We start from the raw sequence: 13,514 nt of genomic DNA, 5'->3' as shown, positions 1-13,514 counted from the left end.
CATGAGTCGAGACGACGTTCACAAGGTTCGTGCGTTCGAGCATCCCGGACAGGGCAGGAAGCGAGCGAAAGCCACGCCCAAGGGACGCCAGGTCGACCCTGTGGCCGCCCATGAGATCGAGGCGCTGCTCGCCGATCGTCCGAGGCAGCGCGACCTCCTGATCGAGCATCTGCATCTGATCCAGGACAAATACCATCAGATCTCGGCGGCGCACCTTGCCGCGCTCGCCGACGAGATGAAGCTGTCATTCGCCGAAGTGTTCGAGACCGCCACCTTCTACGCGCATTTCGACATCGTGAAGGAAGGCGAGCCTGACATCGCGCCGCTCACCGTGCGCGTCTGCGATTCGCTGACCTGCGCGATGCTCGGCGGCGAACAGCTGTTGAAGGATCTGCAGAACCGCGCCGGCCCCGGCATCCGCGTCGTGCGCGCACCGTGCGTCGGCCGCTGCGACACCGCGCCCGCTGCCGAGGTCGGCCACAACTTTGTCGATCATGCGACCGTCACCGATGTGCTGGCGGCGGCGAAGAACGGCGACACCCATGTGCACCTTCCGCCATATGTCGGCTACGACGCCTATGTGGCGGGCGGCGGATACCAGCTGCTGGCGCGCCTGCGCTCGGGCGAGCTGCCGCGCGAAGACCTGCTGAAGGCGCTCGACGATGCGTCGCTGCGCGGCCTCGGCGGCGCCGGTTTTCCGACCGGCCGCAAGTGGCGCGCGGTGCTCGGCGAACCCGGTCCGCGATTGATGGCGGTGAACGGCGACGAGGGCGAGCCCGGCACGTTCAAGGACCGCTATTATCTCGAGACCGATCCGCATCGCTTCCTCGAGGGCATGCTGATCGGCGCCCACGTGGTCGAGGCGCCCGAAGTCTACATCTATATCCGCGACGAGTACCCGGCCTGCCGCGAGATCCTCGCGCGCGAGATCGCAAAGCTCCCGCCGGGTGGTCCGACGCTGCATCTGCGGCGCGGCGCCGGCGCATATATCTGCGGCGAGGAATCCTCGCTGCTGGAATCGATCGAGGGCAAGCGCGGCCTGCCGCGGCACAAGCCGCCATATCCGTTCCAGGTCGGGTTGTTCGGCCTGCCGACGCTGATCAACAACATCGAGACGTTGTGGTGGGTGCGCGATGTCGTCGAGAAGGGCGCCGACTGGTGGAAGAGCCACGGCCGCAACGAACGCCACGGCCTGCGCAGCTTCTCGGTGTCGGGACGCGTCAAGGATCCAGGCGTCAAGCTCGCTCCCGCCGGCATCACGCTGCGCGAGTTGATCGACGAGTTCTGCGGCGGCATGGCCGACGGCCATACTTTGCAGGCCTATCTGCCGGGCGGTGCATCCGGCGGCATCCTGCCGGCGTCGATGGACGACATCCCGCTCGATTTCGGCACGCTGGAGAAATATGGCTGCTTCATCGGCTCCGCCGCCGTGGTCGTGCTCTCGCAGGTCGATGACGTCAGGGACGCCGCGCTGAATCTCATGAAGTTCTTCGAGGACGAGAGCTGCGGGCAGTGCACGCCGTGCCGCGCCGGAACCGAGAAGGCGGCGCTGTTGATGCAGCAGCCGGTCTGGAACAAGGAACTGCTCGACCAATTGAGCCAGGCGATGCGCGATGCGTCGATCTGTGGCCTCGGTCAGGCGGCCTCCAATCCGCTGACCTCAGTGATCAAATATTTTCCGGACGGCTTTCGTCCGCAGCAAGCCGCCGAGTAGGCGAGGCCGAGCAGACGAATTTCGACGAGGATTTGAATGAGCAACAATCAGAACTCAGGCCTGACGATTCAGTTCGAGCTCGACGGCCAGCAGGTCGAGGCGCGGGCCGGCGAGACGATCTGGCAGGTCGCCAAGCGCCAGGGCACCGAGATCCCGCATCTGTGCTATTCGCCCGCGCCGGACTACCGGCCGGACGGCAACTGCCGCGCCTGCATGGTCGAGATCGAAGGCGAGCGCGTGCTGGCGGCGTCCTGCAAGCGGACGCCGACGGTCGGCATGAAGGTGAAGTCGGCCAGCCAGCGCGCCGTCGCGGCGCAGAAGATGGTGATGGAGCTGCTGGTGGCGGACCAGCCGGCGCGCGAGACCTCGCACGATCCGGACTCGAAGTTCTGGCACTGGGCCGAGAAGACCGGCGTGACCGAAAGCCGCTTCCCCGCGACTGAACGCTGGCACGCCGACACCAGCCATCCGGCGATGAGCGTCAATCTCGACGCCTGCATCCAGTGCGGCCTCTGCGTGCGGGCGTGCCGCGAGGTGCAGGTCAACGACGTGATCGGCATGGCCTACCGCAACCACGACGCCAAGATCGTGTTCGACTTCGACGATCCGATGGGCGAATCGACCTGCGTCGCCTGCGGCGAATGCGTGCAGGCCTGCCCGACCGGCGCCCTGATGCCGGCGGTCATGCTCGACGACAAGCAGACCCGCGTCACCTATCCCGACAAGAAGGTGGATTCGCTCTGCCCGTATTGCGGCGTCGGCTGCCAGGTCACCTACCAGGTCAAGGACGAGAAGGTGATCTACGCGGAAGGCCGCGATGGTCCCGCCAATCACAACCGGCTCTGCGTCAAGGGCCGCTTCGGCTTCGACTACATCCATCACCCCAATCGCCTGACCAAGCCGCTGGTGCGGCTGCCCGGCGTCAAGAAGGACGCCAACGACCAGGTCGATCCGGCCAATCCCTACACCCATTTCCGCGAAGCATCCTGGGAAGAGGCGCTCGAGCTCGCCGCCGCGGGCTTGCGCAAGATCCGCGACCAGAAGGGCGCCAAGGCGCTCGCCGGCTTCGGCTCGGCCAAGGGTTCGAACGAGGAAGCCTATCTGTTCCAGAAGCTGGTGCGCACCGGCTTCGGCTCCAACAATGTCGACCACTGCACGCGGCTGTGCCACGCCTCGTCGGTGGCGGCGCTGTTCGAGGGATTGAGCTCCGGCGCGGTGTCGGCGCCGTTCGCGGCCGCGGCCGACGCTGAGGTGATCTGGGTGATCGGCGCCAATCCGACCGTGAACCATCCGGTCGCCGCCACCTACATCAAGAACGCCGCCAAACGCGGCGCCAAGCTCTATGTGATGGACCCGCGCCGGCAGACGCTGTCGCGCCACGCCACCGAGCACCTGCAATTCAAACCGGGCAGCGACGTCGCGATGCTGAACGCGATGATCCACACGATCATCACCGAAGGCCTGACCGACGACCAGTACATCGCCGGCTATACCGAGGGCTATGACGAGCTGAAGGCGAAGATCCAGGAGTTCACGCCGGAGCGCATGTCCCAGATCTGCGGCATTCCGGCGGAGACGCTGCGCGAGGTCGCGCGCGCCTATGCCCGCGCCAAATCGTCGATCATCTTCTGGGGCATGGGCATCAGCCAGCATGTTCACGGCACCGACAATGCGCGATGCCTGATCGCGCTGGCCCTGATCACCGGCCAGGTCGGCCGCCCCGGCACCGGGCTGCATCCGCTGCGCGGGCAGAACAACGTGCAGGGCGCCTCCGATGCCGGCCTGATCCCGATGTTCCTGCCGGACTACCAGCCGGTCGGCCGCGACGACATGCGCGGCGCCTTCGAGAAGCTGTGGGGGCAGGAGCTCGATCCGGTGCGCGGGCTGACCGTCGTCGAGATCATGAACGCGATCCACGCCGGCGAAATCCACGGCATGTATGTCGAGGGCGAGAATCCCGCGATGTCCGACCCGGACCTGCAGCACGCGCGCGAAGCGCTGGCCAAGCTCGATCACCTCGTCGTGCAGGATCTTTTCGTCACCGAGACCGCCTTCCATGCCGACGTCATCCTGCCCGCTTCGGCGTTCGCCGAAAAGTCCGGCTCCTTCACCAACACCGACCGACGCGTGCAGCTGGCGCGCGAGGTGATCAAGCCGCCGGGCGATGCAAGGCAGGATCTCTGGATCATCCAGGAGATCGGCAAGCGGATGGGACTGCCCTGGAATTATGCGGGGCCGGGCGAGGTCTTCACCGAGATGGCCGAGCTGATGCCGTCGCTGAAGAACATCACCTGGGAGCGCCTGGTGCGTGAGGGCGCGGTGACCTATCCGGTCGACGATCCCGACAAGCCCGGCAATGAGATCATCTTCACCACCGGTTTCCCGACCGAGAGCGGCCGCGGCAAGATCGTGCCGGCCAAGGTGATCCCGCCGGACGAGTTGCCCGACAACGAGTACCCGATGGTGCTGTCGACCGGCCGCGTGCTCGAACATTGGCACACCGGCTCGATGACGCGCCGTGCCCAGGTGCTGGACCAGATCGAGCCCGAAGCGGTCGCGTTCATGACCCCGAAGGACATGCGCAAGAAGGGACTCGCGCCCGGCGACTTCATCCGTCTCGAGACGCGCCGCGGCGCGGTCGAGGTCAAGGTGCGCGCCGACCGCGACGTGCCCGAGAACATGGTCTTCATGCCGTTCTGCTACGCGGAGGCGGCGGCGAACCTGTTGACCAATCCGGCGCTCGATCCGTTCGGCAAGATTCCGGAGTTCAAGTTCTGCGCGGTCCGCGCCGAGAAGATCGATATCCGGACCGCGGCGGAGTAGCGGTCCGGGGACGAAGCGTGGAGGGCGAGCCGGCCGACCCGGCTACTCGCTCGCTCGCCCGACACGGCACCGCAAACACCGTCGGTCGACATCCGCCCGGAGCATAGGAGCGGGCGTTGCTGCGGCGTGGACCCATGTCGCCCGTTGCCCCGGACGTGTTTGAGAGTCCGGAAGTTGCCGTTTCCACGAAAACTCGCGTATGCATGACGTGCAGGATCGTAGTGTGAGACATTCGAATGGCGATGGAACTGAGGGGCGCGAGAGGCGAGGGATTTGCGACGATTGCCGCTGACGGTCGCGTGCTGGATTCCTGGTTTCTTCAGCTGCGCCTGGTTGTAGAGGCCGACAAGGCGGCAACGGTGCGGCTGGCGAACGACGAGGTCAGGAGATCGTTGGGCGAGTCGGCGGACGGATATGCACGACACGACGATATTCGCAATGTCGACATCGTTCCAATCCGCACAGAGATTGGCTCCCTTGCATCTGCGCCGACTGACGTGCACGACGCATATCTTCGACTCCATCTGCTGAGCCACCGGCTCGTCCAGCCGAATTGCCTGAACCTCGAGGGTGTTTTCGGTCTTTTACCTAACGTTGCGTGGACGACCTTCGGTCCCTGTGAGTGCTCTCGTGTACCGGACGCGCGAATGGAAGCACGAAAGCGTGGCCTCGCGTTTGAGGTGACAGGCGTGGATAAGTTTCCGCGCATGACCGATTATGTGACGCCTGCGGAGGTGAGAATTGCAGATGCGGATCGCGTAAGGCTCGGGGCCTACCTGGCCCCGGGCACAACCGTCATGCATGAAGGCTTTTGCAATTTTAACGCGGGTACGCTCGGTCCCTGCATGGTCGAAGGCCGGATCAGCGCCAGCGTGGTTGTCGGAAGCGGCAGCGACGTTGGTGGCGGTGCGTCGATCATGGGCACTCTGTCCGGAGGAGGGAAAGAGAGGATTACAGTTGGTGAGCGCTGCCTGATCGGAGCCAACGCCGGTATCGGCATTTCATTGGGTGACGATTGTATCGTCGAAGCGGGCTGTTATGTCACGGCAGGCGCGCGCATCCTTTTGGAAGATGGCCGAGTGCTGAAAGCCAAGGAACTCTCCGGCCAGAAGGGCCTGCTTTTTCGTCGGAATTCCCAGAGCGGCGCTCTTGAGGCAACCAGACGTACGCCAAATTGGGACGGCCTCAACGCGCAACTTCACAGCTAGTGTCCCGAATCCGAAGTTCGCATCATTCGCCGCACCTTCGAAGCGAACTTCGGATTCGATAAGGACACTAGCAAACTTATGATTCTAGTGTGCTTTATGAATGCGAAGTTCGTGAAAGTGGCTGCCGCGAAATCGCACGAACTTCGCATTCAGCACACTAGTCCCCGTCCGTCAGGAGACGATCACCACTCGGAATGCGATCTGTTTGGCGCGATCGCCGCTCACCACCAGTATGGCCACCGCCACGCCTCATAGAGGCGCCACGACGACTCCAGGGGCGGGGCGTATGGATCGACCCGGTCGTCTTCAGGGCGATATTGATATCGTGGAACAATATAGTAATCCCACGGAGTTGGCCTTATCACGGGCGTCGGGATAATGATCCGCCTTGGTTCATGAACGACTTGTGCCTTCCGCGCCCGGGCTTCAGCACCAGACGTCCCGAGGTTGCACAGCACGAGGGCCGCTCCGAGAGCGCACGCGACGGTCATTATCTTCATGCATCGGCCTCCTTGCCTGAGAGTGCAAAAGGACTCAAAGCAAAGCAAGCTAATTCGCGCTCAACTGGGTTGAATGACCGCTTATGGCCCATAGCTGACGATCTGGATGACCATCGCGAACGGCAGCTCTCCGAAGTGAACCGGAAGTCCCCAGGTTCGGCTTTTGACCTATTGCCGAACTGAAAGTCACTCTTTGTCCGGCCCCGCCGCCCGCCCCGGGCGCGCGGCGTAGCGGTTCGAGACGGCCAAATCGCCGTCATCGGGCTCACCGCTTTTCACCTTCGATGCTTGCTTGTCATTCGCACAGCGCCGCTCACCGCTCAGTCAGGGGCGGCCACATCCTGCGCAAAACCCCGTCCTTGATCACATAGCGGTGGAAGAGCGCGGCCGCGGAATGAAGCAGTGCCACAGTGACGATGATATTTGCGAACAATCCGTGCCACGCATTGATGCTACGCATGAATTCGTCACCGCCGAATTTCGGAAAGTGCAGAATGTTGAACAGTGGGAAACCGTGCGCAAACACATTGGTGATGCCCAGTGCGACCATGATCACTAGCAGCAGGTCGAGTAGCCGGTGCATTGCCACTGCCGTCACGTGCAAGACGCCGCGGTTAATCGGCGGCAATCTACGGCCGCGTGTGGCGCGCCAGAACATTCCAAAGATCACTACGCTCGCGAACACAAAACCAAACAGGACATGCACGGACCAGATGTCGACCCGAAGCGGGCCACGCTGCAGAAGGTTAGTTGTCCTACCGATCAGAAACTGGATCGCGACGAGAATTGCGGTCGTCCAGTGCAGCGTGATCGTTGTGCGGTCATAGACTTCCGGCTGACTTCCAGATGTGTCCGTCACGTCGCGGCTCAATCCGCTTCCAGTGAGGCGTATTTCCTCTCGAAAGCCCACACCTCCTGAAAACCAATCAACGAGCTGAACACGTTGAAGTCATAGAGCGGCTCCTGCACCGGCTTGTCTTCGGCCAGCGCGCTATAGACGTTGTTCAGAGCATAAGCGGTAGCGAGCAGGCCCGCCGTCGGATAAATAGCCATCCGGTAGCCGATTTCCCTAAGTTTATCCTGGTTGAGAATGGGGGTCCGACCCCCGTGTAGTTGGTTCGAGACCAGCGGCACGTCCAAAGCCATTCCGATCTTTCGCATCTCCGCTTCCGATTCCGGACTCTCGATGAAAATAATGTCGGCCCCGGCTTCAGCATAGGCTTCGCTGCGGCGGATCGCTTCATCGAGGCCAAGTTGCGTGCGAGCGTCCGTGCGTGCGATGATTAGGAAATCTTTCGACGAGCGCGCATCGTTCGCGACGGTCAACTTGTTGACCATCTCCTTGGCAGAGATCACGTGCCGGTTCGGCGTGTGCCCGCACTTCTTGGGGCTTTGCTGATCTTCAAGCTGGATCGCTGCGGCTCCAGCCCTCTCGTAGCCGCGGACGGTATGATGAACATTCAGCAAGCCACCGTAACCGGTATCGCCATCGGCGATCAGCGGCTTGCGCACGGTTTGGGCGATAACCTGCACGCGATCTAGCATCTGCGAATAGGTCGCTAGACCGGCATCGGGCAGTCCGAGGTAAGACGCCGCGACCCCATAGCCTGTCATGTAAAGCGCGTCGGCCTTGGTGCGATCGGCGAGCTTAGCGGAGACCAGATCGAAGACACCGGGACAGGTCACAAACGGCTTTTCCTCGATCAACTTTCTCAGGGTTTTGGACGTCATCGTGATCTCCTCAACTGATTTTGGATGATGAGGTGGGCTGCGATCGTCACGATTGCCCGGAGGTGGCCAGCGCAGCAGTCCTTCTGCACGGAAACATTCAACAGATTGCTCATGGCCTCTATTGCTATGCGTCAATAGCTATTTGATAGTAGCAATATGAGAATTCAACGCCGGAACCGCGACATCACGCAATTGCGAAGGCAGTTGATGGACACTTCCCGCCGGCTGCGCCATGAAGCCACCGCGGACGATCGATCCTGGGCACGGTTGCTGGTGCTGGGTGCGATCGACCGCCACGGCGAAGCGGCCACACCTTCGGTGCTCGCGGCCGACGAGGGCATGCGCTCTTCAAATCTTGCTGCAACGCTGCGCTCCCTCGAAGCGCGCAAGCTGATCGTGCGGACGCCGGATACCGAGGACCGGCGCAAAGTCAGGCTCCGGCTTAGTTCAGCCGGGCAGCGATTTCTCGATGACAGCCGCGCCCGCGGCGAGCGCTGGCTCACCGAAGCCATGGATGTATACCTCACAGCCAGCGAGCGCTCGGACCTGATCAAAGCCGGGGCCTTGCTCGACCGCATCACGGCTTACTCCAAAGCGGCAATGCGGCGCAGCCGAAAATCGTGAGAATTCCGTACGACTGATTTCAGTTTCAATGTCAGCAATCCGCTTATGGCTGACGATCTGAATGACCTCGAGAGCGTCGGCTCTCCGAAGTGAACCGGAAGTCCCTGGGTTCGGTCGTGATCGACGGCTTTTGACCCGATGCGGACATTGGGGCCAGTAACGAGGGTGGACCGAAGCGCGCATGTATCCGCCCATGGCTCCCAACTTTCGTCAATTTTGATCGCCATGTCAGATGAGGAAATTTTTGCCGAAGCGTGGCGATAGGAGTCACGCGATCAATGCTTTCATTCCAAGTGATTTGCAGGACGAGTAATGAAGAACGCAACACTGTTTGCCCTTGGTTTATTGGCCGCGGGAGTTTGGTCACAAGACAGCGCGCGATGTCAGAACTCGCTTTCCCCTCCGCTTTCGCTTGCGCCGCCGCCGTCGAATGAGGGATCGGCATCTCCGGCCGCAACCAACAGCGTCTGGCCGCCGGCGGCGACCGCTAAGAGTTCGCTACTGCCCCGAGCCGCTAAAGATTTCTTGCCACCCTCCACTGCTCCACGATCTCCCACTGTCGAACACACGCCATCAGAGTCCGACAGCGTTTCGCCGGCACAAGTGATCGACAGGTCGCCGCCGTCGGCTAGACCGGTCCCCGATTACGATGGTTTTAGCGTCGGCCTCGACGACGACACGTCAACCCGGACGACGCGACCCGTCAGGTCACACCGGGCAAAGCAGCCCAAGCTCGATCAAGAAGCAGATCGTGTATCTGGGCAGCAATCGGTCGATCCCGGGGACGATGACAAACTAAAGGGCAAGCTTACGATTTGCCGCGGCTGCAAGTAGCAAGCAGGTGCCACTCCGGGCGGACATTTGAATTGGCCCGTTATTTCGTGGTGATCGGCCCGTGACCGGACCGCGATCGGCCGCGCGGAAGCCGGAGCCCGCACCCATGATCGATATGAGTACGCGCCCCGGTTCGGCTCTAACTCGACAAGGTCTCAGTAGTCCCAGAACACCGGCACCCAACGGAAGGCGTCACCCTCGACCGCGACATGTCCGACGGACGGGAACGGCATATGCGTGGCCACCAGCAACTCGCGGTTCGCCGCCAGTTCCCGCAACAGACTGATCCGGGCGCGGGCCGCCTCTTCGGGATCGTGCTCGAAGCCGTTGTGCCATTCGGGGTGCTCGAAGCCGACCGCGAACACGAGGTCACCGGCGAATGTCAGCCGGTCGCCGCCGGACGCCAGGCGAACCACGCTGTGACCGGGGGTATGGCCACCGCTGCGACGGACGACCACTCCGGGCGCCACCTCGTGCTCCTCGTCGAACAGCCGCAACTGGCTCTGGTACTCTTTCCTGAACCGCTTGGCGGTCGCACGAAGCGCGTCCGGGAATCCCGGCGGCATCGAGACGCGGGAGAAATCGGGCGCCTCCCAGAACTTGACCTCGGCGGCCGCCACATGGATCCGCAGGTCCGGACGCAGCCGCTCCTTCACGCCCTCGACGAGCAGCCCGCCCACATGGTCCATGTGCATGTGGGTTAGCACCACGTCGGTGACGGACCCAAGATCGATGCCGGCGGCCTCCAGTCGCTTGACCGTCTGCCCGGCCTTCGGCAGGTGCAGGTCTGGGTCCGACCCCAGCCCGGCGTCGACGAGGATGGTTTTCCCGCCGCTTCGTACCACGACCACGTTCAGCGCCCAGTCGAACGCGTCCGGCGGCAGGAACATGTCGTCCAGCCAGGCTGCGCGGACGGCCGGCTCGGCATTGTGTGCCAGCATCTTGGTTGGCAGCGGCAGCACCCCGTCGCTGATTACCAGCACGTCGATCTCGCCGATCTTCAGCGCGTAGCGCGATGGCACCAGTTCGCTGGGCCCCGGTCGGCCGGTGTGCGAGACATTGTCGAGGTTCATGCTTGTCTCCTGCTGCGTGTTGCGGATCATCTGGTTCATTGTTCAAAACTCCTGCGTTCGATCCTGGTGTTCGATCCCGACGGGCGGCGCCTTGTTTCCGCCCGTGGATTGGACATGGTGATGATCTAGCGGATCAGGTGTGGCGCTGCCCCAGAGCGGTTGCCGTCGCTGTAGAGCGATTGCTGCCAACGCATGCGCACCGCCGCAGGCGAGCGCTGGGGACGAAACGGGAGGCACAGGCCATCGCCATGCCCTCAGCCACATGCGACACTTCGGATTGGCGAAGCCGGTTCAACCCAGGACTAATATCGTCGAGACCACGGAATACGAACGTTCGGAGCAATTCATGGCCAAGCATCGGATCTATACAACGAGCTTCGCAAGCGTCTACCCGCTCTACGTCACGAAAGCGGAGAAGAAGGGACGCACCAAAGCGGAGGTCGATCAGGTGATCTCCTGGTTGACCGGCTACGGTCCGAAGGAGCTGGAAGCTCAGTTGGAGAAACAAACCGACTTCGAAACGTTCTTCGCAAAGGCGCCTGAAATGAATCCTTCTCGGGCCTCGATCAAGGGCGTGGTGTGCGGTGTCAGGGTGGAGGAAATCAAAGAGCCGACCATGCGGGAAATTCGCTACCTGGATAAACTGATCGATGAGCTGGCACGAGGAAAGGCCATGGATAAGATCCTGCGGAAGGAATGATGTCTGATCGACCGGATTCCGTCCGCGCGGCGAGGCGACATTGGACGCTGATGCGTCGCCCGCAATGACGAACGGAGCGGGGAGGGCCGTTGCCACTGATTTGCCCGACGGCGCAGCCCCCGCAGCAAAAATATTTCGCTTTATCCGAAGTGGAACTCAGTGTATGGTTTGCCCCGTCTCACCCGATCGAGGGGCGCTTCGCGGTCGTCACGAACGTGGGTCGAGATGCGGTGGACGCCGATTGCGCAACTGACGAGTGCGCATGAAGCGGACGGTGAAGTCGTGTGGTCCTGACGCCCTAGCGGCAGGTGTCCTCTCGCAAGGTGCGAAAGTGCTTTGCGAAGGCGGTGACAAGCAAGCCCAGTCTCGCCGGGGAGAGCACGTATAAGCCGAAACCCATCGCGCAGGGAAAGCCGGATTGCTCCGGTTACACCTGTGGTCCTACCCCCGAGCTTTCTACCCATTGCTCGGGGCCCATGGGTGCGATCGGCACCCGGCTTTCCCTGCGCCCTCTGCTTGAGGTGAGGGCGGAACAAGATGCAAAGCTCGGACGCCATGCGCCGCGAGAGTGCGGAAGCATGAGCCACACGTCGTCCAACACATTCAGTGTCGTCCTGGCGAAAGCCAGGACCCATTACCCCCAAATGAGATTTGTTGCGCGATGCTAGGGCCACGACCTCGTCCACAATCAAATGCGGTGGTTATGAGTCCTGGCTTTCGCCAGGACGACAACGAAGAGTCCCATCCGCAACATTTGCCGCGGCGTATGGATCTCTGCTTTCGCAGGGACGACAGCCGGCAAGAAACGCGCAGCATTCGCGCCCGGCGAACCCGCCATTGCCAAACCTCGCATTGACCTCATTGCCGTGGCCGGGCACAGCGTGCGGGCGGTGTCATTGAACGGTCGCAAGAGCCGAAGGGGATACCGCCGTATCGAATTTTGCAGTGCAGCAATGGTGCAATTGGCCCCTGCTAAAGGGGCAATGGCAATCGTCTTTGCTTGTCTGTAATGGTGCGACCGGATGTCTCGGGGCCGGTATTCGCGCTCCGCAATTACGCGGGAGGAAACATGCGTAAACTCATATTGGCTGCGGCGTCGATCGCGGCTTTGACCTTTGTCGGGCCTGCGGCGGCGCAGTCGCCGATCGTTCTCAAATTCAGCCACGTGGTGGCCTCGGATACGCCGAAGGGCAAGGCGGCCGACAAGTTCAAGGAACTCGCCGAGAAGTACACCGGCGGCAAGGTGAAGGTCGAGGTCTACCCGAACTCGACGCTTTACAAGGACAAGGAAGAGCTCGAGGCGCTGCAGCTCGGCGCGGTGCAGATGCTGGCGCCGTCGAACTCGAAGTTCGGCCCGATCGGCATCAAGGAATTCGAAGTCTTCGATCTGCCCTACATCCTCCCCGACCTGAAGTCGCTGCGGAAGGTCACCGACGGCCCGCTCGGCGCCCAGCTGCTCAAGAAGCTAGATTCCAAGGGCATGACCGGTCTCGCCTACTGGGACAACGGCTTCAAGCAGATGAGCGCGAACAAGAAACTGGTCGCGCCCGCCGACTACAAGGGGCTCAAGTTCCGCATCCAGTCGTCGAAGGTGCTGGAAGCCCAGTTCCGCGCACTCGGCGCGATCCCGCAGGTGATGGCATTCTCCGACGTCTACCAGGCGCTGCAGACCGGCGTGGTCGACGGCCAGGAGAACACCTGGTCGAACATCTACACCCAGAAAATGCATGAGGTGCAGAAGTACGCCACCGTCACCAATCACGGCTACATCGGCTACGTCGTGGTCGTGAACAAGAAGTTCTGGGACGGCCTGCCGGCCGATACCCGCGAGCAGCTCTCCAAGGCGATGAAGGAAGCCACCGAGTTCGGCAACAGCCAGTCGGCCAAGGAAAACGACGACGCACTCGCCGAGATCAAGAAGGCCGGCAAGACCGAGATCGTCGCGTTGACGCCGGAGCAGGACGAGGCGATGCGCAAGGCGATGATGCCGGTCTACAAGGACGTGGCCTCGCGCGTCGGCCAGCCGCTGATCGACGAATTCCTCAAGGAAACCGGCCGCAGCCCGATGAATTAGCTGCGATGCTCCGCCGCCGAGGCGATGCCAGAAGAGCTCCCTCTCCCCGTTCTTGCGGGGAGCGGGTTGGGGTGAGGGGCCTTCTCCGCGAACGCGGCTCCAGATGCGCTCGCGGAAGCTCCCCCTCACCCGAAATTCAAGCTGCGCTTGAATTTCGACCTCTCCCCGCACGCGGGGCGAGGTGGATCGGAGGCAGCTCCGATCGACAGCAACAGTCACGCGGGACTTGAACC

General features: G+C 62.3%; 9 protein-coding genes. 6 read left to right on the top strand and 3 right to left on the bottom strand.

What is annotated here, in order from left to right; genetic code table 11:
- Position 1: 1 nt before the first annotated feature.
- From ACVWYP_RS34205 to dapD, 3 genes are all read left to right on the top strand, one after another.
- Positions 2–1,714 (top strand): NAD(P)H-dependent oxidoreductase subunit E, encoded by a 1,713-nt coding sequence (locus ACVWYP_RS34205; RefSeq protein WP_304496349.1) that lies wholly within the window; start codon positions 2–4, stop codon positions 1,712–1,714.
- A 36-nt stretch (positions 1,715–1,750) separates the two neighbouring features.
- Positions 1,751–4,537 carry a formate dehydrogenase subunit alpha gene (fdhF, locus tag ACVWYP_RS34200; RefSeq protein WP_439711109.1) on the top strand — a complete coding sequence of 929 codons (2,787 nt, stop codon included), beginning with the start codon at positions 1,751–1,753 and terminating at the stop codon, positions 4,535–4,537.
- A gap of 236 nt (positions 4,538–4,773) precedes the next feature.
- Positions 4,774–5,745, top strand: coding sequence for a 2,3,4,5-tetrahydropyridine-2,6-dicarboxylate N-succinyltransferase (gene dapD / locus ACVWYP_RS34195; RefSeq protein ID WP_304496348.1), 972 nt, complete (start codon positions 4,774–4,776; stop codon positions 5,743–5,745).
- A gap of 813 nt (positions 5,746–6,558) precedes the next feature.
- Here the strand turns inward: dapD and ACVWYP_RS34190 are convergent.
- Positions 6,559–7,116 (bottom strand): cytochrome b, encoded by a 558-nt coding sequence (locus tag ACVWYP_RS34190; protein ID WP_304496347.1) that lies wholly within the window; start codon positions 7,114–7,116, stop codon positions 6,559–6,561.
- Positions 7,113–7,976, bottom strand: coding sequence for an isocitrate lyase/PEP mutase family protein (locus tag ACVWYP_RS34185; RefSeq protein WP_304496346.1), 864 nt, complete (start codon positions 7,974–7,976; stop codon positions 7,113–7,115). The genes ACVWYP_RS34190 and ACVWYP_RS34185 overlap by 4 nt, the downstream gene beginning before the upstream one ends.
- A 156-nt stretch (positions 7,977–8,132) precedes the next feature.
- Here ACVWYP_RS34185 and ACVWYP_RS34180 point away from each other — a divergent pair, with 156 nt between their 5' ends.
- Positions 8,133–8,600: a MarR family winged helix-turn-helix transcriptional regulator gene (locus ACVWYP_RS34180; protein ID WP_304496345.1), complete on the top strand. Its 468-nt coding sequence runs from the start codon at positions 8,133–8,135 to the stop codon at positions 8,598–8,600.
- A 989-nt stretch (positions 8,601–9,589) separates the two neighbouring features.
- On the opposite strand, the gene ACVWYP_RS34175 is transcribed toward ACVWYP_RS34180, so the two are convergent.
- Positions 9,590–10,546, bottom strand: a complete 957-nt coding sequence (locus ACVWYP_RS34175; protein WP_304496344.1) for an MBL fold metallo-hydrolase — start codon at positions 10,544–10,546, stop codon at positions 9,590–9,592.
- Positions 10,547–10,853: 307 nt separating this feature from the next.
- On the opposite strand from ACVWYP_RS34175, the gene ACVWYP_RS34170 reads away from it, so the two are divergent.
- Together ACVWYP_RS34170 and ACVWYP_RS34165 are read left to right on the top strand one after the other, a co-directional pair.
- Entirely contained in the window at positions 10,854–11,207 is a 354-nt protein-coding gene (locus ACVWYP_RS34170; protein ID WP_304496343.1) for a DUF2200 domain-containing protein, read from the top strand.
- Positions 11,208–12,276: 1,069 nt separating this feature from the next.
- Positions 12,277–13,281: a TRAP transporter substrate-binding protein gene (locus ACVWYP_RS34165; protein ID WP_304496342.1), complete on the top strand. Its 1,005-nt coding sequence runs from the start codon at positions 12,277–12,279 to the stop codon at positions 13,279–13,281.
- The last annotated feature ends 233 nt before the right edge of the window (positions 13,282–13,514 follow it).

Source organism: Bradyrhizobium sp. USDA 3262, from assembly GCF_054060035.1.
This window is presented reverse-complemented; position numbering and strand designations above follow the sequence as displayed.